This window comes from Streptomyces sp. NPDC089915 (assembly GCF_040684675.1).
In the GTDB taxonomy this organism is placed as follows: Bacteria; Actinomycetota; Actinomycetes; order Streptomycetales; family Streptomycetaceae; genus Streptomyces.
In genome coordinates, this window is record NZ_JBFBGN010000002.1 from 96,523 (window position 1) to 114,513 (window position 17,991).

Consider the following 17,991-nt stretch of genomic DNA (forward strand, 5'->3'; position numbering starts at 1 on the left):
CCCCGCGTCGCGCCATGTGCTCCGGTCAGGCGGATTCCCCGCGCCCTCGCGGCGGTTCTCCCCTCACCAGCGGTGGTGTCGTGTCGGCGGCGTGTCAAGGTGCCCACCCATCCCTCCCCGCGACCCGCGGCGGGCCGCTCCGGCCCGCAACATCCCACCGATGGGACTCCGGCGGAAGCCACGGGACCCGGCGGTACGAGCCCTGTGACAGGTTCCGTACACGGCCGTCACCTGCGCCGTGCCGTCCGGCGGACGAACCCCGCCGGGTCACGGGCCATGGAGCACGGGCCATGGAGCACGGGCCACGGAGCACGGGACACGGGACGCGTCCTCAGCCGCCGGGGCTGAACGTCACCGGCAGGCTCTCGGGACCGCGCAGCCCGCCCGGCCGCCAGGGAACCTCCTCCGGCGGCACGGCGAGGGCCAGCCCGGGCAGCCGGCGCAGGGCCGTACCGATGGCGATCTCCCCCTCCAGCCGGGCCAGCGGAGCGCCCAGGCAGTAGTGGATCCCGTGACCGAACGCGAGATGCGCGCTGTCCCGCCGGGTGATGTCGAGGCGTTCGGGATCGGGGAACCGCGCCGGGTCCCGGTCCGCGAGCGCCGACCCGATCAGCACGGTCGCACCGCGCGGGACGCGCACCCCCGCGATCTCCACGTCCTCGCGGGCGAACCGCGCGATACCGGGGCTGACCGGGCCGTCGTAGCGGAGGAACTCCTCGATCGCACCCGGCAGCAACGCGGGGTCCGAGCGCAGCAGTTCGAGCTGGCGGGGATGGGCGAGCAGCATCGCGATGCCGCCCCCGATCAGGTTGACGGTGGTGAGGTAGCCGGCGGCCAGCAGCAGGAACACCATGCCGACCAACTCGTCCTCCGAGAGCCTTCCCTCCTCGTCGCGGGCGGTGACGAGTCCGCTGAGCAGGTCGTCGCGGGGGGCCGTCCGCTTCTCGCGGATGAGCCCGGCCACGTACGCGCGCATGTGCTGCCACGCCTCGCCCACCACCGCCGGATCGGGCGGCTCCGCGCCCCGTCTGATCATGCGGTCGGTCCAGTGCTGGAAGTCGTGGCGGTCGTCCACCGGTACCCCGAGCAGTTCACTGATGACCGCGACCGGGAGCGGCAGCGCGAAGTCCGCGACGAGATCGGCCTGCCCGGCCGGGGTGAGGGCATCGAGCAGCCGGTCGGTGAGGGACTGGATCCGCGGCCGCATCCCGGCCACCCTGTGGGCGGTGAAGGCCTTGGAGACGAGCCGGCGCAGACGGGTGTGGTCGGGCGGGTCGCTGCGGAGCATCGTGCTCAGCATCGACTCCCGCTCCGCCTCGGGCAGCTGCCGCAGCAGCCGGATGTCCGAGGCGTCACGGGCGTCACTGCCGAGCCGGGCGTCGGACAGGGCCGCGAGCGCGTCCTCGTAGCGGGTGACGAGGAAGGCCTCCAGCCCGCCCGCGATGACGACGCGGCGCACGGGGCCCTCCTCGCGCAGCTCCCGGTACAGCGGGAACGGATCCGCGACGAATGCGGGATCGGCATAGGGCAGAAGGACCGGCCGCTCACTCATGTCGCCTCCCGAGGATTCCGTCCGGGCCGTGCACAACGAGGGTGCAACGCCGACCGGCCGCGCACCCCGGCGGCGCGCCCGCTCAGCGGAGTGATCCCCCGGCGACCGCGCTGGAGCTCTCCTGCGGCCGCGAGGCGACCCGGTGCCGTCCGGGTCCGGCCGGGACGCGGTCGACGCTGTGCGTCTCCGGCCCCCTGCGCGGGGTGGCACGGGCGCTCGGTAGCGTCGCCACGGTCATCGACGCAGCAGGAAAGGGCATCCACTCGTGGACCTGGGCATCATCGGGCAGGCAGCAGGGCTGTTCGCCGTCACGAACATCGACGACATCCTGGTCCTGGCGCTGTTCTTCGCCCAGGGCGCCGGGCACCCCGGCTCCACCCGCCGCATCGTCCTCGGTCAGTATCTGGGCTTCACCGCCATCCTCGCCGTGGCCGTGGCGGCCGCGTTCGGTGCCACCTTCCTGCCGGAGTCCGCCGTCCCGTACCTCGGCCTGCTGCCCCTCCTGCTCGGCCTCAAGGCCGCCTGGCAAGCGTGGAAGGACCACCGTCACGGCGGCGCGCAACCGGCGGAAGCACAGGCCGAGGAAGGCGGCCCCGGTCCCCTGGGGGTCGCCGCGGTCACCTTCGCCAACGGCGGTGACAACATCGGCGTCTACGTCCCCGTCCTCGCCACCGCCGGCACCGGCGGGATCGCCGTCTACGCCGTCGTGTTCCTCGTCCTGGTGGCGGTGTGGTGCCTCGCCGGACGGTACTTCGCCACCCGCCCCGTCATCGCGAAGGCCCTCGCCCGCTGGGGTCACGTCCTGCTGCCCCTGGTCCTCATCACCATCGGCCTGCTGATCCTCGTCGAAGGCGGCGCCTTCGGCCTGTGAGACTGCCGGCCCCGCGCGAATCCCGACGGTCCGGGTGGCTCATCCTGCGCCGTTCGCAGCCGCCGTCGGCGGCAAAGGCTCCTCCCGCCGACGAGTACGCCGTGGGTGTCCCAGACGACCTGTCCAGCGACGGAACCCACTTTCTGGTGACAGGGGAACCTCGTGGTGACCAAGCAGCTCAACGGCGGCGCCGACGAAGAGGACCTGAGGCGCGCGGACTCCCTGGCACGCGAGATCTTCTCGGACATCGCCAACGGTGGCTGGAGCCCGTTGCAGACGACACGGAAAGAGAAAGGGGGGTTGCGCTGCGCTCATCCATGGTCGGGCTGGTCGGTGGCGGCTACGACTACGGCGACAGCGAGAACGAACGCTACGTCGTCCGCGCCACCAACGGCCGCCACGGCGCGACCGCCCCTGACGGCGGCGGCAGCGGCACCGGCGGAATCATCGTCATCGCCTGGTAGCGGGACGGCCACACGGGACAGGCTCCGATCACAGCCACATGGCCGATCGGCCCGGGCAGCCTGTCCGACCACATGCAGGCCGTCCGGTCGGGTAACGTGCGGGGCATGTCGAGTCCTGAGTCAGACGAGGTGGGGGCTTTCGGTCACGCGCCGTCAGCCCCCTGAACCACTGAGCTCATAGCCCTGTCGTCGCGCCGCACCACGTTGTCGGACGTGTGTGGCCCAGGGGCTGGCCGCGGTGACGAGATGACCCTCTCGTGCCTCTCCTCACCTCGGAGCCACCCGATGCCTCTCCCGCTGTACCTGCTTGCCGTGGCCGTCTTCGCCATGGGCACCTCAGAGTTCATGCTCGCCGGCCTGCTGCCGGACATCGCCTCGGATCTCGACGTCACCGTCGCGACGGCAGGCGCTCTCACCTCGGCCTTCGCGGTCGGCATGATGATCGGTGCCCCGCTGGTGGCCGCGCTCGCCCGGAACTGGCCCCGCCGTTCCAGCCTCCTCGCGTTCGTCCTCGTATTCACGGCGGCCCACGCCGTAGGCGCCGTCACCACCAGCTTCCCGGTCATGTTCGCCACCCGGGTCGTCGCCGCCCTCGCGAACGCCGGGTTCCTCGCCGTCGCTCTGACGGCCGCCACCACACTGGTCCCGCCCGGCAGGAAGGGACGTGCGCTGGCCGTGCTGCTGTCAGGCACGACGGTGGCCACGATCGCCGGTGTTCCCGGCGGATCGCTGATCGGCACGCTGTTCGGCTGGCGAGCCGCGTTCTGGACGGTCACCGCACTCTGCCTGCCCGCCGCCCTCGGCATCCTGAAGGGGATCCCGGCGGGAGGTGAGCGCGAGCGCGAAGACGCAGCCGACAAGCCGGCGTTGCGGGCGGAACTCGCCCGGCTCACCGGCCGGCGACTGCTCCTGGCGATGCTGCTCGGCGCGCTCGTCAACGCGGCCACCTTCGCGAGCTTCACCTTCCTCGCCCCCGTGGTGACCGGCACCGCCCGCCTGGGCGAGTGGTGGATCTCCGTCGTCCTGGCGTTCTTCGGCGCAGGCTCCCTCATCGGCGTCACGGTCGCCGGACGACTGTCCGACCGGCGTCCCGGACTGGTCATCGCCGTCGGGGGTCCGCTGCTGCTCCTGGGCTGGCCGGCCCTGGCAGTACTGGCCGGAGAGCCGGTCGCCCTGCTCACCCTCGCGTTCGTGCAGGGCGCTCTGTCGTTCGCGCTGGGCAGCACCCTGATCACGCGGATCCTCTACGAGGCCGCGGAAGCCCCCACCATGGCAGGCTCGTACGCGACCGCCGCACTCAACGCAGGCGCCGCCATCGGCCCCCTCATCGCCGCGACCACCCTCGCCACCGGATTCGGGAACCTCGGTCCGCTGTGGGCGAGCGCCCTCCTCGTCGCGACCGCACTGCTCACCGCCTTCCCGTTCCGCACCGAGGCGGCCGGCGGCTGACCCGCTCGGACGCGCCCCGGGCTCCGGACGAGGCCGCCGGCCGGGCCGGCATCGGGGCCGTGGGGTTCCGTCGCGGCCTGGAGGTCGGCGAGGGCATCGGCGACGGAGCACCCGATGTCGCCGGCCGCCGGACCTGTCCGTGACGGACTCGCTGGCGCAACTCCTCACCGTCGTGGGCCGCCCTCGGACTCCCTGGAACGCCGCCTCGACGACCTGCCGACCCACAGCGCCTCCGACACCGACGACGACACCTGCCTCATCAGAGCCCAGGTGCGCTGACCGCGCAACCGGTCGCTCGCGTCAGGCGTGGCGGTGAGAGCGGCGGTTGCCGGTCAGCAGGCGGTAGAGGGCCAGCAGGATGACGGAGCCGACGATCGCGGCGATCCAGGTGGAGAGGTCGAAGAAGCCGTCGATGGAGTCGACGCCGAAGAGGACCTTGCCGAGCCAGCCGCCGAGCAGGCCGCCGCCGATGCCTATGAGGGTGGTGATGATGAGGCCGCCCGGGTCTTTGCCAGGCATGAGGGCCTTGGCGATGAGACCGGCCAGCAGTCCGATGATGATCCACGCGATGATGCCCACGATGTGCCTCCGCCCATCCGATGTGAGGTAACGGCCGTTGCCGCTGTCACCCTCGCTCGTGCGCACTTTCCGCGATTTCAAACGCACCGGACACCGGACGGCCGTCCGCGGGCGTAGCGGCGCGTCGCGCGCTGTCGGTGTCGTAGTGCTGAGGCCATGACAGGTACACCGGCACCGACGGCAGTGCGAGCGGAGCTGCAGGGCGACCAGGCCCAGGTCGGCGAGCGCGGAGCGGGCGGCGGCTTCGGGGGCGCTGACCGCCAGATCGCGGTCGCGCGCGACCGCGGCCGCCTCCGTGGGCGCCGTCGGAGGGCTACCGTCGCGCGCTCGCCGCGCATCAGAAGGCCGCCGCGCCGCGCAGGACTGACCCGGCCATCGCGGAGGCGGTGCAGCGGCGGACTGCCGCGATGCGGGACCTGTCCCGAAGGGCGTTCCCCGAGACCGCCTTCGCCCCCCCCGCCCATCCTCCTTCCAGGGGCGGATTGGTGAGTCGTCAAGGTTGAAGCCGTATCCCTGCGCGAGATCGAATTCAGCGGTCTGGGGTGGTGCCATGGGCTTTGTTGAGGAGGAGGCGGACGGCGAGGGCACAAGGGGGCCTGCTGTGCCGCTCTCTGTCGGCGTCGGGCGGCCGTGGCGGTTGCTGATACGGACACGGTGGCTGTGTCCGTGACGACGGCGGGGCTTCTCGCCGTTGGAGGCCGCAGCACGGCGGGGAGTCCGACGAAGCCCATGCACCCGACCTGTTTCTATGTCCTCAAATTCAGGTGATATCGCACTGCTACAACCCCCATGCCCCGCTATACCCCCTGCTCCTGTTGCTGCCACGGAACGTTAGTGACAGGTGGGAACTGTGACAGCGCAGGGGTGCGCCCAGCCATGCTGGATCCATCACCGGCATACAAGCCGTCCCACCTGGCCTTTCGGCCTCACCCCTGAACGGAACCCCATGAAGCGCCTTGCCCTCGCCGTGCTCTCCGCGGCACTGCTCGCCCTGGCGGCCCCCGCGCACGCTGCCTCACCCGCGCCGCGCACCCTCACCGACGGCTCGAGCATCCAGTGCGTCAAGCCCACCAAACCCCCGGTCCAGATCATGCTGGTGGCTCGGCAGACCACCGCCGGGGGTACGCGCATAGATGACACCTGCGGCAACGGATGGGGCCCGTGAGCTCCCACCGCTTCCCGCACGGCGCCCCCTGCCGTCCGTACACCGACTGAACCCGATCTCGATCTCGCAGCCGCAGCCGGTCGTCGGCCCGGCTGCGTTGCCCGGCACGTAGGCGGCGGGGTCGCATCGGGTCAGGGGTGTGTGGGGGCCGAGAAGGCTGGCCACGGCCGCGATCGTCTCGTGGACGTCGATCGGCCGGGGTGCTGTGGAGGGTGTCCGAAGGAGCTGCTCGACGGACCGAGACGCATGCCCGTCCACCGCTCGGTCAAGGGCCTCGGCAGCCGGGAGAAGCCCGGTTGGCTGCGGTCTGGGGACGCGGTCCGGTCCGCCGTCGAAGTCGAGGAGGGGCCCCGTGTCACCCCTTGCCACCATCTGCCGAGCTCCCGGTCGCCTATCGTCTGCCCCGATCGCCGCACCGTACGGCCCACACGCGCAGGGGAGGGCGGGGAGCGGCGAGCGCGACCACCTGCACAGACGTGGGATCCGCTGCACCATGCCGGAAAGGTCCGACCAGATCCGCAACCGCAAGAAGCTGGGCGCCCACGGGGGCCGCCCGCCGAAGTTCGGAAACGCGGTATCGCTGCAGGTGGCCAGGCTTCTAGCCTGTGGTCCATGCATCAGCCCAGACGGCGGGACCGGCGCCTTGCCCGCCGCGAGTCGTCGGAGCGGGCCCGACCCCAGTCCTCGCACCTCGCCGTCGCCGGAGCTGACGTGGTGCTGGTCGGGTACTTCTCCGCGAAGCGGAAGGACTTCGAAGCACTCATGGCCTCTGCAGCTCAAGAGCTGGCAGCACGGGGCGCTCGGGTCGTTGAGCAGATCGTGCAGCGTCGAGGCGTCTCGGACGGCGGGGTTCAGAAGATGAGCCTGCCCTACTCTTCGCGGACCCTGCTGAGCTACGGAAAGGTCCGCGAGGTGGCTCAGACGAGCGGCCAGGCCAGTGCCGACGTGGTGATCTTCGTAGCCTCTCTGACCGAGCGCCAGCAGCGCGTGCTGACAGCAATGCTCGCCCGTCCTGCCGTCAGCCTCTCCGACGTCCTCGGTGCCGGCTGACCGCCACTGGAAGCGGGCTTATGAAACAGGCCCTCTAACCGAAAGTCGCATGATCAACAGCTTCTGTCGGGCCCCTTAGGGGTGGTGCGGAGTCGGAGGAGCCGTTGATGTTGCCGGGGGAGGCGAACAACCTCTTACGCTATCGGTCATGCCCACTCAGAACCCGTCGTTCACTGTCAACGACGACGTTGAGGTGCCCAATCCCGCCTCAGGCGAGGTCTGGACCGTCGGCGCCGTCATCCTCAACCAGGACGGTCATGCCTTCGCCCAAAAGCGGAGTGCGGACCGTCGATTGTTTCCCGATACCTGGGACATCGTGGGCGGCCACGTCGAGGCGGGGGAAACGGTTCTGGAGGCTCTCGCACGCGAGGTTGAGGAGGAGACCGGCTGGCGCCTGAGCCATGTGCGGCGGTTCCTCGGCACCACAACCTGGACAGGGGACGACGGCGGTGGACTCCGTCACGAGGCCGACTACCTCGTCGAGGTCGACGGCGACTTGGACCATCCCACGCTGGAGTGGTCCAAGCACTCTGCCTACGACTGGTTCAACCCCGGCAACCTCGCCCGCCTCAAAGAGAACCGCAGACCCGGAGAGTTCTTGATCCACGACCTTATCGAACGGGCCATCGGAGATCGCCCGGACAAGTCCTAGCCGGGGCGGTCGCCGACGCACTCACCCTGCACGCGGACAGCGCCGGCCGATGCGGAACCTGCAACGTCCCCTGGTCGTGCACCACCGTGCTCGCGCTCGGGGAGGCTGTGCCCAGCGGTACGGGCTGCGCCCGGGCCAGGGGCCCAAGAGCGGGCGGTCCCGCCGCTGTCAGTGTTGGGTGCGACGCTGTCGTGGACAGGCGGCGCCGAAAGCAGGGCGCCGGAGCTGGGCAGCGGGATGTTCGCGGGTGTTACTGGAGGGGCTGTGGCGTTGGAGTCCGACGGAGATCTCGGGGTCGAGCGGGGCGAGTGGTCGTACGCCGCGGCTGTCGGGGTGGGCCCCTTCCGGTTCGGGATGACCGTCAGCGACGTGGTCGAGGCAGCTGAGGCACTCGGCCCGGCGACGGTCAGCGAATGCCGCCGGCAGTACGCGGTCTTCTCACCGACGTGGAGGATCGAGGTCCACCGCCCCGGGGGCGCGCCTTCACCTCCGGCCGTCACGGCCTACGTGAGTCAGGACGCGGGGCTGTTCGGCGTGGCGTGCGACGCTGTGCACGGGCCCCAGGTCGCGTACGACGGCCTCCCGCTGGTCGGGCAGGACCTGGCGGAGCTGGAGAGCGACATGATCGCGTACGCCGAGGCCCATGACGTGGGGTTCCGCTACACGTGCGACGGCCATGCAGGACCCGATGATCCGGGCATCATCATGCGCGCACAACCAGTTGGTGAGACCCGCCGATCACGTCCGCTGTTCATGGTGCCGCGTGACGGCGCGTGGACGGAGTGGGATTCGCTGCCCTCCGAGGAGGACCAGAAGTACCCGGCCACTGGGCTCCCTCCGCAGGGGGTCACATCGCCGGACAGCCCACGGCCCGATGCGGGGTAAGCGCGCCCACCCTGTTCGGAAGGTAGACGGGGAGAGCACCTGCAGATTCGAAGGCAACGCCTTCGGCAAGGCCTTCGACAGCATCTTCAACCCCAGGTAGAGGAGAAACATCCATGTCACACCCGCGGTTACTCACCCCGGAGCGTCACCTCGTCGCCGCGAAGCGGGGGCTCGGCCTGCCGGTCATCGTCGCCATCTGCGGCTCCACCCGCTTCATGGACGCGATGACCGAGGCGGACCTCCAGGAGACCGCCGCAGGCAGGATCGTCGTCCGCCCGGGCTGCAACATGAAGGAGCCGCACGCGCTGTGGGGCGATCCGGCGGACGCGGAGGATCTGAAGTGCCGTCTCGACGAACTGCACCGCGCGAAGATCCGCCTCGCCGACGAGGTGCTGGTCGTCGGTGACTACATCGGCGAGTCCACCCGCTCGGAGATCGACTACGCCCGCGCCCTGGGTAAGCCGATCCGCTACACCCACGCCGCCGTGGACCCGTACTGCGCGGCCGGGACGAACGCCGACGGCAGCGTGACCCTCCACCCCGCTACCAGGGACGACGACATCGAGGCGACCGCCGAATGAGCCGCCCAGAACGGCCCCGAAGACGACGGACCTACCCATCCCGTGCCCGCCCCTACCCCCTGGTGACGCCGCCCGCAGCTCATCCCGTCCGAACACCTCCCGCCCGAGCGAACGGACGACACCATGACCAGCACGGACCCGTACGAGCACACCCCGACCGCCATGGTCTGCGACTACTTCTTCGAGACGGCCAACGACCTGATCGGCCTCTACGTGCACCGCTGTGACACCGCGACCGACCCGGAGGCGCGCGAGCGGTGGTGGCAGCACGCCCTTGCCATCCGTGACGCCCGCCGGGCCGTGGACCCGTATGACCGGCAGGCCCTGGTGCAGCAGATGGCCTCCTGGAAGCAGGAGATCGAGAGCCTGAGGGCGGCCCAGTGACCGACCCCGGCTATTTGCTCCCCCTCAAGCGGCTGCTGTCGCAGAGCCCGTGAAAGGAATCGGTCTGCTGGCGCCGATGTCGCTGACTGCGCTGTGGGCGACCCGGCCCGGGCAGAGCAGCGCCGACATCACCTTCTCGGAAGCCGAGCGGAGCGGATCGACCACGTGCCGGTGACCGGACGTGATCGTGCCGTGCCCCTGTCCGGTGCCGGCAGTGCCCAGGCCCCGGGCGCTGGGCCCGTGGCTCGCGACGCTTGCCGGGGGCCCCGAGCTCGTCGTCTGCCCGCCCTACGCCCGCGCCCGGCAGACCTGGCAGGCGCTCGCCGACCACGCCATCATGCCGATCCTCTCCCAGATCAGCCCGATCCCCGGCGGCCCCGCCGCCGGCGAGGCCTGCGAACTCGCCCTGGGCGACATCCAGTTCACCGTCGCGTCCATCTCGGGGGCCCACCCCCACGCGGATGAGGCCACCACAGCCCGCCTGACCGCTCTGCGCGGCAGGCTCAACCGACTCCGGCTGGAACTGCGCCCGGGCGCCGCAAACGCCGTGGTCCAGGCCCGCGAACCGTGCCGCCAGGTGCGCGAGGACCTCGCGGGCGGCAGCCGGTGACACCCCAGCCCACCGCTCGCACGTGCCTGCTGCCCCAGGTGCGCCCTCAGCGGGCAAAGGGATGCCGGCTCAGTCGGTGGTGGTGAAGGAGAGGACGTGGGCCCGCCACCGCGCGGCGGAGAACGGGTAGGGCATCTTCGTCGTTCGTTCGGCGTCCCGTTCGTTCTCGGCCTGCCGTTGTGCCTCGGTCTTCTCCGGGGCGGACGCGCAGGCCGCGTCGAGATATGCCTCGACCTCGGTGTCCAGGCCGAGGCGGGCCGTGGCCTGGGCGAGGGCCTCGGTGTGGTGGGCCATGAGACGGGCGGTGGCGGTGACGTCCGGGTGCTCCGGATCCTCCAGGAGGTCCAGGGCCGCTTCCGCCGCTTCGATCTCCTCGGCCCCGGCGCGCAGGGCGGGGTCGGCGGCCAGGGTGAGGGGGATGTCGGAACGGACGAAGGCGAGGGCGGTGCCCTGGAGCGAGTCGGTGACCAGCAGGTCCTCGAGGTCGGCGGGGCGTAGGCCGTCGGGTCCCAGGTGGGTGAGGCGGTCGGCCACCGGGGTCGGGAGTAGCGCGAGGGGCCCCATGGTGCGCAGGCGGTCGGCCAGATCGGATGCGGTGTCGTCCGGGCGGTGGTCGAGGATGTCGGGGAGGGCGGTGGCCACGGCCGTCGGGGTGGTGCCGGCCGCCCCGAGGGCGGTGGTTGCGGTGTGGATCTCGGTGTCGGTGACGCCCATGTGGTTCATCCGGGCGAGCCACATCAAGGTCACGACTTCGCGGTGGCCGAAGAACGGCTCGCCGTGTTCGTCGTGGGCGGCCGCGGCCGGCAGGCCGATCTCGTGCCAGGCTCTTGCGCGGTCGTACGGGACGTCGGCGACGAACGCCGCGTCCTGCAGACCGATCGTCCGAGGAGGAAGAGGGAACAGGGACAGGTCGACCACGAGACGACAGCCTTTCGATCACAGCCCTCCCGAAACCGCGACAAGAGGGTACTGAGGCCAAGTCTCGCCGGCATCTGAAGCGTGATCGTCGCCCGCCGGGACGGGAACCCCCTCCTCCTGAGGGATGACCCACCACCCCCGCTGAGCGCTGACGACGGCCGCCACGGTCGGCCGCGCGCAGCCGGACTCCGCGCGGTGTGCTCGTGAGGCCGGACCGGCCCTCAGCGCCGTCCGGATTCAGGGCCCGCGTCGGCCCAGGCGCCGGCGCGGCTTCGCCCAGGGCAGAAGGCCACTGCCTTCGCCCCGCGCCCCAAATCCTTAGGGTGAGGGGGTGAGCACTCATAGGCCGAACGAGTCCCGCGTCATCTCCCTGCGCCCGCAGGCCCCGTCGCCTGGTTCCGGCGCGGCGGCCGGCGCCCCGCGGCGCCCCGTGGGGGGTGCGCCGAGGGAGCCTCTGTGGCGTGACCTCGTCGGCGACGTGCTGCGGCGCGAGCGGATCGCCCAGGAGCGCACACTGAAGGACGTCTCGGAGGCGGCCCGGATCTCGATGCCGTACCTGTCGGAGGTGGAGCGCGGACGCAAGGAGGCATCCTCCGAGGTCCTCGCGGCCGCCGCCCAAGCCCTCGGTCTCGGCCTCGCCGACCTGCTGCTGCTCGCCGGTGACGAGCTGGCCCGGCGGACTCGGCAGGCCCGGCACGCCCGGAGCCGGGTGGTCCGGGGCCGCACGTCACCCACGGCGCAGTACGACGGCTTCTGCCTCGCCGCCTGACCGGACCGGATCGGACCGGGCCTACGGCCGGCAGGAAGGGGTACGCCCCTTCCTGCCGGCCGGCTCGCCGGCCCTCGGCCTCGGCCGCGCGCGCTCAGACGAACGCGACCCGTCGGTTCAGCACCTCGTCGGCGAGCCCGTAGGCCACGGCCTCCTCGGCGGTGAACACCTTCTCCCGGTCCATGTCCGCGCGCAGCGTCGCCACGTCGTGCTGTGTGTGCCGGGACAGGACCTCCTCCACCTGCGAGCGGATGCGGACCATCTCCTTGGCCGCGAGGCTGAGGTCGGAGACGGTCCCCTGCCGGCCGCCGCTGGCCGGCTGGCCGAGCAGCACCCGCGCGTGCCGGAGCACGAACCGTCGCCCGGGGTCTCCGCCCGCCAGCAGCACCGCCGCCGTCGACGCCGCCTGACCGACGCAGAAGGTGGAGATCGGCGCCTGGACGAACGTCATCGTGTCGTAGATCGCCATCAGCGAAGTGGACGATCCGCCGGGCGAGTTGAGATAGATCGAGATCTCCTGCTCCGGGTTCGCCGACTCCAGGTGAAGGAGCTGCGCGATGACGACGTTCGCGACCCCGTCGTCGATCTCCGTGCCGAGGAAGATGATCCGCTCGTTCAGCAGCCGGCTGAAGACGTCGTAGGACCGTTCGCCCTGCGCGGTCCGCTCGATCACGTAGGGAACCGTGTACGACCCCATGTCACAGCCCCGCCCGTCGGCGCGGCGTGGCCGGGCGGATGTCGGCGAGCGACTCCACCACCCGGTCCACCATCCCGTACTCCCTGGCCTGTTCGGCCGTGAACCAGCGGTCCCGGTCGCCGTCCCGCGCGATCGTCTCCTCGCTCTGCCCGGTGTGCCGGGCGGTGATCCGCTCGACGGCCCTCTTGGTGAACTCGAGGTTCTCCGCCTGGATCTCGATGTCCGCGGCGGTGCCGCCGATTCCCGCCGAGGGCTGGTGCATCATGATCCGCGCGTTCGGCAGCGCGAACCGCTTGCCGGGCGTCCCCACGGTCAGCAGGAACTGGCCCATGCTGGCGGCGAAGCCCATCGCCAGCGTCGAGACGTCGTTCGGGATGAGCCGCATCGTGTCGTAGATGGCGAGACCCGCGGTGACCGACCCGCCAGGGCTGTTGACGTACAGGCTGATGTCGGAGCGCGGGTCCTGCGCCGACAGCAGCAGCAACTGCGCGCACACCCGGTTGGCCGACACCTCGTCGACCTGGGTGCCGAGGAAGACGATCCGCTGGTCGAGCAGCCTTGCCGCGAGGTGGTCGTCGAAGTGGCCGGGCGGTGTGCCGCCCTCCTCCGCGCGGGGCGCGAGCATGGTGAGGGGAATCATCTCTTCTCCTTGTCGGGGCGGGATGCCGTCGACTCCACTCTCGACCTCGGGAACCCCCCGGACGCCGTTCCTCTGCCCCTGGCAGATCCGCCACGGGCGGACACGACGTCACGGCCCTCGTACCTGGAAGGCCTTCACCCGAGGTGGTACGTCCTGCCGAAGACGATCGGATCGACGGTGTCGAGGTCGACGAACCCCGACACCTCCAGGACCTGGACCGCCCAGGGACTCCGCTACCGAGTGGGCGACCTCAACCCTCAACGCCCTGCTCTGCTCGAGGCCTGCACGGCGGCCGTCGGCGTCCGCCACGCCCTCCACCCGGCCGCACCGAGAGACCAGGTGCTGCGCCTGCCCGAACCGCGCGGCACCACTCCTCTGCTCCTGACCGAGCCGAGCGGTAGGCATGCCGTGCGACAGCAGAAGGAACGATCCGCCACGCGGAAGGCCACGGCAGCGCCGGTCTTACGACCTCGACGCCCAGCAGGAGCGTCAAGGGTGGGCAGCGGGCCGGCAGGCGAGGACGTCATCGAGGAAGTGGCGCATTTCGTCGCGGGCGCGGGCTGCCGCTCCGCTGCCTTCGCGCGGGCAGTGCCATTCGGCGGGGTCGGCCATCATCCCCTCCTCGAGCCGCGCGGGGGCTGGGCCCTGCGCCTGCCCGGCCCGCGCCGTGCCATGCCCACCCCGCCCTGAGGGGGCCGGCCGGCCCTGCCGGGCAAGGTGCCGGGCACCGCCGGTGGCAACCGGGCGGGGCCGCCCCAGCGACCCGGGCCACGAGAGCCCTGACCCTGCTCGTCGAGGGGCTCGGCCCCTGCCACCCTTCCCCGGCCATGCGGAGTACGGGGTGCCGCCTGCGCCGGCACGTGCTGACCCTGCCGGACGGCTTCATCGAGCAGCACCGGCATGGCGGCGGGCCGCGCCGCGTTCGCGCTGTCCGGTCTGCCCGCCGCCTGAACGGCCCTGCTGGGTGGGCGGATGAAAGGCGGACAAAGCCCGCCGGGCCGCCTGGGTGACCACGATACTGTCCGCCATGACCAGCACACCTGAAACCTTCGCTGCGGCCCCGTTCTCCCGGATCAAGATCCGGACCGGGGCCTTGGTGTTCTGCGGCGGCGACGTCGCCCTCATCCGCCGAGACCGCGCCGACTCCATCCACTACACCCCGCCCGGCGGCAACGTCGAGCACGGCGAAGACCTCGGCGCCGCCCTCGCCCGGGAACTCACCGAGGAACTCGGCCTCGATGTCGACCAGGCCGAAGGCGGCGACCTGATGTGGGTCGTCGACCAGCGCGTCACCCGCCCCGGGCCCACCCCGCCGCCGCGCAAGCTCCACCTGATCTACCGCTTCCACATCACCCCCGAACTGCGCGCCACCCTCGCCGAGACCGAACTGGACGAACTGCCCGACGGCAGCCACGAGACCGGCGTCATCGAGTGGATCGACTACCGCGAGACCGCCGAACTGCCGATCTTCCCGCCCATCGGGCCGGCTCTTGCCGCCCTGCCCGACTCCCGCGCCGCCGTCACCGACACCGCCCTCGACGCGGTCACCGACGACAACTACACCTGGGTGTGACCACCGGCCTGCCCCGCGCAGGGTGCACGCGCGAGCATCCGACCCGAAGGGGAAGGAGACTGCGGTGACCGTCGAGGACCCCGCCCGCTGGGACGACCTGTTCGTCCGCGGATCACCCATGCAGGCCGGGCCTTCTCGGCCGGCGGGCTGAGTACGGTGGTGACGAGCGAGCACGCCCGAGGCCGTGGGTACGGCCGGCACCTGGTGACGGCGGCGCGCGACACGATGATCGCCCAGCACCTGGACCTCGGTGTGTTCACCTGCGACCGTCCGCTGCGGGCGTTCTACGAGAGCGCCGGCTGGACCGTGCTCCCGGGGGCCGTACTCGTCGGAGGAACACGGCAGGCTCCCTTCCCCAGCAACCAGCCCGGCTTCGACAAGATCACGATGTCGGACTTCTTCTCGGCAGCGGGCCGCGAGGCGCGGACGGCGTTCCAGCACTCCCGCATCGAGCTGTATCCCGGGGAGATCGACAAGCTGTGGTGACGGCTCACGCCGCACGATCAACCGGCCGGCTGTCGAGCCTCTGACCGCACCTGCAGCGTCATGGCGGCGAGCCGGTCCAGATCGATGCCCTCCGGGGCCGGCTGCGGGCCGTCCGGGGTGACCAGCGCCACCAGGGCCATGGTGTTCCTGTCCGACCATGCGCACATGGGCATGGCGACCCGGGCGTCCTCATCGCCGGGCCGGGTGAGGACCTGGCAGCTCACCGTGATGTCGCTGCCCGGCGGGGTGATGTCCTTGGGCGGGACAGGCGCTTGCGCGTCGGTCGGCGCCGAGGCTCCCGACAGCAGGGCCGTGCGGGATCTGTCGTGCGGGGTCGTGAAACGGCCGTACGCCCCCGTCACCATGAGGACCTCTCTGGTACCCGCCGAGCGCCTCTCGTACCGGGCGGCGACGCGTGTGACCTTCCCTGCAGCGGTGCCGGAAGGCCCCATGGGCGCATCGTCCTCCGAATTCGGCGGCTCGTCTTCAGACCGCTGGTAGGAGCCACCGAGCAGGCTGTCGGGCATGGAGAGCCGGTACTCGTCGGGCCCGCTCGCCATCCACCGCACCCCGAATCCCGCGGCGAGGAGGCCCGCGACCGATACGGCGACGATCAGTACCGTCCTCCTGCCCCGCCGCCTTCCCACGGGGCCGTCTGTCTCCGGGTCCGTGTACGACTGCTGCGAGGTCCCGGACGCGTCGGGTGGGCTGGGCAAAGGTGGCATGGTCATGATTAGACACTACGGTCTCGTGGGCCCCTGCCCAATGCCGGTCACCCCGGCCCCTGCACCGTCCGGGCGCCGAGCAGGGGTGGGGGAGCGCAGGGCTGTATCCGCTGGACCGGTAGGTGATGCCCGGTGAGGTCCAGTTCAGGACGCCGTGAAGCCGCGGCCGCGGTACCGACCGGGGCACGTGCGTGTCTGCGGTCGCCGTTCCCTCTCACGGCGGTCCGCCCGCCACGTCCACTTCGGCGGAAACGATGCGCAACCGGCAGTTCGCGGCCCGGCGCCCCAGGGTGCGGCCCTGCCACCCCGACACCTGCGGACCCGACGCGGTCACCTGGAACTGCCGGGCGGCGGCCGTCTGCGCGCGTCGTATCCGATCTCGATCACCACGTTCCGCCGGTGCGGCGAACACCGCCTCGCGTACCGGCCGTTCCAGCGTCACAGCCCCTCCTTCAGGGCCTCGGCCCCGGAGTGTCCAGCAGGCCGGGGCGGCGGCACGTGGGCCTTGGCGCCGGGTAGAGGCGCCCGCGGAACCCGCGACGTCTTTGGAGACAGAGAACGCCGCTCTGCGCAAGAAGGTCCGCCAGCTCGAGGAGGAACGCGAGATCCTGCGGGAGGCGGCGAAGTATTTCGCCGGGGAGGAGACGCCCTGGTGAACCGCTTCCAGTTCGTCGCCGACCACCAGCGCCGCCACGGCGTGAAGTGGCTGTGCACCTTGAATCGGACGGCGCCTACGGCGTTCCCCGAATCACCGCCGAGCTGCGTGACCAGGGCGAACCGGTGCATCACAAACGCGTCGCCCGCGTCATGTGCCAGGTCGGCCCGGCAGGTCTGCGGCTGCGTCGCAGGCACCGCACCACGGTCCCCGACCAGGCAGCGGCGAAGGCACCCGACGGGCCTTGACCTGGAATCTTGGACACCGGAGACCGCCCCTATGTGAACGCGCTCAAAGCTCTTCATCGACTCCCTGTGTCACCCCCGCGCCTGAGCGATCGTCGGATTTCGGCCGCGAACGTTGGTATGATTCAAGCCGCGACCACCCCCATGACCACGCCCCGGGTGTCGGCCCTCGCGCGCCCCTCTCATACCGCCCGGTATGCGGCTTGTCCATATGACAAGTTGTCGAGTTCACCCGGCGTTCATGCCAAGATCAAGATCTTGTTGGTGTGTCGTACACCTGCCTAGCCTGCACAGCGTTGCTTCGAAGCCCGGAGAACACACCTCCGGGCTCCTGACGTTGGGGGTTTACATGAGTCTGGGCGACAAGGGCTACGCGGTCATAGACACGCCGCCGCTGGACGAGCACAGCCTGGCCGAGTTCGAGAAGCTGCCGCTCGACCCGTACACCGGCTCGACGCAGAGGTACCGGCGCTTCTCCCAGTTCCGCCTGGTCCACGAAGACCGGTGGCAGCTGGAACTGCTGCCGCACCGTCACTTCGCGCAGCCGCGCCAGTACAACGACCTCGTCGGCGGACAGCTGCGCACGCTGGAGCCGCTGACCACCGATCCCACCCCACTCATCGCGGCCGGCGCCGAAGCGCTCGGCCTCGACAAGAACACCGCCTGGCAACTCAACATCCACCAGTGCCGCGTCGTCTCCACCCCCGAGGTCGAGGGCGTCGCCGCACCCGAGGGACCGCACCGAGACGGCCACCAGTACGGCATCGTCGCCGTCACCCGCCGCCACAACATCTCCGGCGGCGAGACCCAGCTCATGCCCCTCGGCGGCGGCGAGCCCTTCTTCCGCACCACCCTCCAGGACGGCCAGGCCATCGCCTTCGACGACCGCCTGATGTTCCACCACGTCACCGACATCGAGCACCTCACGGACGAGGGCGGCCACCGGGACGTGTGGCTCGTCGCGGTGAACACCTGGGACAACCGGCGCTACGGCGAGGAGTACGAGGCCGAGGTCCGCGCGAGCAACGAGGTCTGAGCACC

General features: G+C 71.1%; 21 protein-coding genes and 2 pseudogenes. 16 read left to right on the plus strand and 7 right to left on the minus strand.

All coding sequences use genetic code 11. The annotated features are described in order from the left end of the window. Positions 1-331 precede the first annotated feature (331 nt). On the minus strand, positions 332-1,552 hold the full coding sequence (locus tag AB0O29_RS01290; protein WP_365144177.1) for a cytochrome P450: 1,221 nt from the start codon (positions 1,550-1,552) through the stop codon (positions 332-334). A 265-nt stretch (positions 1,553-1,817) separates the two neighbouring features. Here AB0O29_RS01290 and AB0O29_RS01295 point away from each other — a divergent pair, with 265 nt between their 5' ends. The 3 genes from AB0O29_RS01295 to AB0O29_RS01305 all read left to right on the plus strand — a co-directional run bounded on the left by AB0O29_RS01295 (position 1,818) and on the right by AB0O29_RS01305 (position 4,336). After that, positions 1,818-2,423, plus strand: a complete 606-nt coding sequence (locus tag AB0O29_RS01295) for a cadmium resistance transporter (RefSeq protein ID WP_365144180.1) — start codon at positions 1,818-1,820, stop codon at positions 2,421-2,423. A gap of 317 nt (positions 2,424-2,740) precedes the next feature. Beyond that, a complete protein-coding gene (locus AB0O29_RS01300) occupies positions 2,741-2,887 on the plus strand; it encodes a hypothetical protein (RefSeq protein WP_365144379.1) in 147 nt (48 codons plus the stop codon). A gap of 285 nt (positions 2,888-3,172) precedes the next feature. Further along, positions 3,173-4,336, plus strand: a complete 1,164-nt coding sequence (locus AB0O29_RS01305; protein WP_365144183.1) for a Cmx/CmrA family chloramphenicol efflux MFS transporter — start codon at positions 3,173-3,175, stop codon at positions 4,334-4,336. A gap of 300 nt (positions 4,337-4,636) precedes the next feature. On the opposite strand, the gene AB0O29_RS01310 is transcribed toward AB0O29_RS01305, so the two are convergent. Further along, positions 4,637-4,915: a GlsB/YeaQ/YmgE family stress response membrane protein gene (locus AB0O29_RS01310; protein ID WP_365144186.1), complete on the minus strand. Its 279-nt coding sequence runs from the start codon at positions 4,913-4,915 to the stop codon at positions 4,637-4,639. Positions 4,916-5,861: 946 nt separating this feature from the next. Between AB0O29_RS01310 and AB0O29_RS01315 the strand changes: the two genes are divergently transcribed. The 8 genes and pseudogenes from AB0O29_RS01315 (at position 5,862) to AB0O29_RS01350 (ending at position 10,242) form a co-directional block, all read left to right on the plus strand. Beyond that, a complete protein-coding gene (locus AB0O29_RS01315; protein WP_365144189.1) occupies positions 5,862-6,080 on the plus strand; it encodes a hypothetical protein in 219 nt (72 codons plus the stop codon). Between the two features lie 466 nt (positions 6,081-6,546). Beyond that, positions 6,547-6,645: pseudogene (locus AB0O29_RS01320) on the plus strand (IS5/IS1182 family transposase); the annotation flags it as partial. Positions 6,646-6,692: 47 nt separating this feature from the next. Then, complete coding sequence (locus AB0O29_RS01325; RefSeq protein ID WP_365144382.1) at positions 6,693-7,130, plus strand: hypothetical protein; 438 nt, start codon at positions 6,693-6,695, stop codon at positions 7,128-7,130. A gap of 148 nt (positions 7,131-7,278) precedes the next feature. Next, positions 7,279-7,782, plus strand: a complete 504-nt coding sequence (locus tag AB0O29_RS01330; RefSeq protein WP_365144192.1) for an NUDIX domain-containing protein — start codon at positions 7,279-7,281, stop codon at positions 7,780-7,782. A 354-nt stretch (positions 7,783-8,136) separates the two neighbouring features. Continuing rightward, positions 8,137-8,667, plus strand: coding sequence for a hypothetical protein (locus AB0O29_RS01335; RefSeq protein ID WP_365144195.1), 531 nt, complete (start codon positions 8,137-8,139; stop codon positions 8,665-8,667). Between the two features lie 113 nt (positions 8,668-8,780). Further along, positions 8,781-9,248 carry a hypothetical protein gene (locus AB0O29_RS01340; RefSeq protein ID WP_365144198.1) on the plus strand — a complete coding sequence of 156 codons (468 nt, stop codon included), beginning with the start codon at positions 8,781-8,783 and terminating at the stop codon, positions 9,246-9,248. Positions 9,249-9,371: 123 nt separating this feature from the next. After that, positions 9,372-9,632 (plus strand): hypothetical protein, encoded by a 261-nt coding sequence (locus AB0O29_RS01345; protein ID WP_365144201.1) that lies wholly within the window; start codon positions 9,372-9,374, stop codon positions 9,630-9,632. 214 nt (positions 9,633-9,846) lie between these two features. Continuing rightward, positions 9,847-10,242, plus strand: coding sequence for a hypothetical protein (locus AB0O29_RS01350; protein WP_365144204.1), 396 nt, complete (start codon positions 9,847-9,849; stop codon positions 10,240-10,242). Positions 10,243-10,311: 69 nt separating this feature from the next. Here the strand turns inward: AB0O29_RS01350 and AB0O29_RS01355 are convergent, their stop codons facing one another. After that, positions 10,312-11,160, minus strand: coding sequence for a hypothetical protein (locus AB0O29_RS01355; protein ID WP_365144207.1), 849 nt, complete (start codon positions 11,158-11,160; stop codon positions 10,312-10,314). Positions 11,161-11,491: 331 nt separating this feature from the next. On the opposite strand from AB0O29_RS01355, the gene AB0O29_RS01360 reads away from it, so the two are divergent. After that, positions 11,492-11,929, plus strand: coding sequence for a helix-turn-helix transcriptional regulator (locus tag AB0O29_RS01360; RefSeq protein WP_365144210.1), 438 nt, complete (start codon positions 11,492-11,494; stop codon positions 11,927-11,929). 94 nt (positions 11,930-12,023) lie between these two features. Here AB0O29_RS01360 and AB0O29_RS01365 read toward each other — a convergent pair whose 3' ends face one another. Together AB0O29_RS01365 and AB0O29_RS01370 are read right to left on the minus strand one after the other, a co-directional pair. Further along, positions 12,024-12,626, minus strand: coding sequence for an ATP-dependent Clp protease proteolytic subunit (locus tag AB0O29_RS01365; protein WP_365144213.1), 603 nt, complete (start codon positions 12,624-12,626; stop codon positions 12,024-12,026). 1 nt (position 12,627) lies between these two features. After that, the gene (locus AB0O29_RS01370) at positions 12,628-13,266 is read right to left on the minus strand and encodes an ATP-dependent Clp protease proteolytic subunit (RefSeq protein WP_365144216.1); all 639 of its coding nucleotides are present in this window, start codon (positions 13,264-13,266) and stop codon (positions 12,628-12,630) included. A 1,027-nt stretch (positions 13,267-14,293) separates the two neighbouring features. On the opposite strand from AB0O29_RS01370, the gene AB0O29_RS01375 reads away from it, so the two are divergent. Together AB0O29_RS01375 and AB0O29_RS01380 are read left to right on the plus strand one after the other, a co-directional pair. After that, on the plus strand, positions 14,294-14,839 hold the full coding sequence (locus AB0O29_RS01375) for an NUDIX domain-containing protein (protein ID WP_365144219.1): 546 nt from the start codon (positions 14,294-14,296) through the stop codon (positions 14,837-14,839). 147 nt (positions 14,840-14,986) lie between these two features. Further along, positions 14,987-15,325 (plus strand): GNAT family N-acetyltransferase, encoded by a 339-nt coding sequence (locus AB0O29_RS01380; protein ID WP_365144376.1) that lies wholly within the window; start codon positions 14,987-14,989, stop codon positions 15,323-15,325. A 17-nt stretch (positions 15,326-15,342) separates the two neighbouring features. Here AB0O29_RS01380 and AB0O29_RS01385 read toward each other — a convergent pair whose 3' ends face one another. Then, the gene (locus AB0O29_RS01385) at positions 15,343-16,056 is read right to left on the minus strand and encodes a hypothetical protein (RefSeq protein WP_365144222.1); all 714 of its coding nucleotides are present in this window, start codon (positions 16,054-16,056) and stop codon (positions 15,343-15,345) included. Between the two features lie 208 nt (positions 16,057-16,264). Continuing rightward, positions 16,265-16,492, minus strand: coding sequence for a hypothetical protein (locus AB0O29_RS01390; RefSeq protein ID WP_365144225.1), 228 nt, complete (start codon positions 16,490-16,492; stop codon positions 16,265-16,267). Between the two features lie 103 nt (positions 16,493-16,595). Between AB0O29_RS01390 and AB0O29_RS01395 the strand changes: the two are divergent. Together AB0O29_RS01395 and AB0O29_RS01400 are read left to right on the plus strand one after the other, a co-directional pair. Further along, positions 16,596-16,944 (plus strand): annotated as a pseudogene (locus AB0O29_RS01395) (IS3 family transposase); the annotation flags it as partial. Between the two features lie 355 nt (positions 16,945-17,299). Then, the gene (locus AB0O29_RS01400; protein WP_365144228.1) at positions 17,300-17,986 is read left to right on the plus strand and encodes a 2OG-Fe dioxygenase family protein; all 687 of its coding nucleotides are present in this window, start codon (positions 17,300-17,302) and stop codon (positions 17,984-17,986) included. The last annotated feature ends 5 nt before the right edge of the window (positions 17,987-17,991 follow it).

Excerpts from the sequence above, each read along its gene's own strand:
- AB0O29_RS01290 (WP_365144177.1), bottom strand. The coding sequence starts at position 1,552 with ATGAGTGAGCGGCCGGTCCTTCTGCCCTATGCCGATCCCGCATTCGTC.
- AB0O29_RS01300 (WP_365144379.1), top strand. The coding sequence starts at position 2,741 with ATGGTCGGGCTGGTCGGTGGCGGCTACGACTACGGCGACAGCGAGAAC.
- AB0O29_RS01305 (WP_365144183.1), top strand. The coding sequence starts at position 3,173 with ATGCCTCTCCCGCTGTACCTGCTTGCCGTGGCCGTCTTCGCCATGGGC.
- AB0O29_RS01315 (WP_365144189.1), top strand. The coding sequence starts at position 5,862 with ATGAAGCGCCTTGCCCTCGCCGTGCTCTCCGCGGCACTGCTCGCCCTG.
- AB0O29_RS01325 (WP_365144382.1), top strand. The coding sequence starts at position 6,693 with ATGCATCAGCCCAGACGGCGGGACCGGCGCCTTGCCCGCCGCGAGTCG.
- AB0O29_RS01330 (WP_365144192.1), top strand. The coding sequence starts at position 7,279 with ATGCCCACTCAGAACCCGTCGTTCACTGTCAACGACGACGTTGAGGTG.
- AB0O29_RS01335 (WP_365144195.1), top strand. The coding sequence starts at position 8,137 with ATGACCGTCAGCGACGTGGTCGAGGCAGCTGAGGCACTCGGCCCGGCG.
- AB0O29_RS01340 (WP_365144198.1), top strand. The coding sequence starts at position 8,781 with ATGTCACACCCGCGGTTACTCACCCCGGAGCGTCACCTCGTCGCCGCG.
- AB0O29_RS01345 (WP_365144201.1), top strand. The coding sequence starts at position 9,372 with ATGACCAGCACGGACCCGTACGAGCACACCCCGACCGCCATGGTCTGC.
- AB0O29_RS01365 (WP_365144213.1), bottom strand. The coding sequence starts at position 12,626 with ATGGGGTCGTACACGGTTCCCTACGTGATCGAGCGGACCGCGCAGGGC.
- AB0O29_RS01370 (WP_365144216.1), bottom strand. The coding sequence starts at position 13,266 with ATGATTCCCCTCACCATGCTCGCGCCCCGCGCGGAGGAGGGCGGCACA.
- AB0O29_RS01375 (WP_365144219.1), top strand. The coding sequence starts at position 14,294 with ATGACCAGCACACCTGAAACCTTCGCTGCGGCCCCGTTCTCCCGGATC.
- AB0O29_RS01385 (WP_365144222.1), bottom strand. The coding sequence starts at position 16,056 with ATGACCATGCCACCTTTGCCCAGCCCACCCGACGCGTCCGGGACCTCG.
- AB0O29_RS01400 (WP_365144228.1), top strand. The coding sequence starts at position 17,300 with ATGAGTCTGGGCGACAAGGGCTACGCGGTCATAGACACGCCGCCGCTG.